Annotated in this window: 1 protein-coding gene; it reads right to left on the reverse strand. The window is 47.5% G+C overall.

From position 1 onward, the window contains the following. On the reverse strand, positions 1–608 hold a 608-nt coding region (locus R7Q48_RS28825), incomplete at both ends, for an MFS transporter (RefSeq protein ID WP_318133763.1).

Raw genomic sequence — 608 nt, forward strand, 5'->3', positions numbered from 1 at the left:
AATGTGAACTCATTCATTGAAAGGCCCATGCCTGTCATCAATACCGACGGTGCTGACGTCACGTAAGCTAAGATAACCGCCATGGCCATCAAACATAGTGACGCGTGGAAAATGAAAGATGGCGTGCTCAGTACCGACCAGTAACGACTTACTTTGAATACCGCTTGTTTCTCGGTTGCAGGGTTGGTTTCCTTCATCATCAAAAACATCAACGTTCCTGAGACAACCGCAAAACCAGCCATAAAACTGAAGTTTGCACGCCAATCGAATTGCTGTGTTAACCAGCTACCTAAGATTGGTGCCAGTGCCGGAATAAAGCAGATCGCACCATTAAGGTAGCTGATCATCTTGCCGCTTTTCTCTGGGCCGAAAATATCGCGAACTGTTGCAAAGGCTGCTACCGATGTCGCACACGCACCTAAGCCTTGTAGCAAACGAGACATCAACATCCACTCAATATTTTGAGCACTCCACGCCAATAAAGCGCTCATTGCGTAGATAGTGATGCCGCCCAATGCAACAGTTCGACGTCCGAGTTTATCTGCCAAGGGGCCAGCAAACAGTTGGCCAACACCCATAGCAAATAGGAACCATGTAATAGTGTCTTG

This window comes from Vibrio sp. 378, from assembly GCF_033339435.1.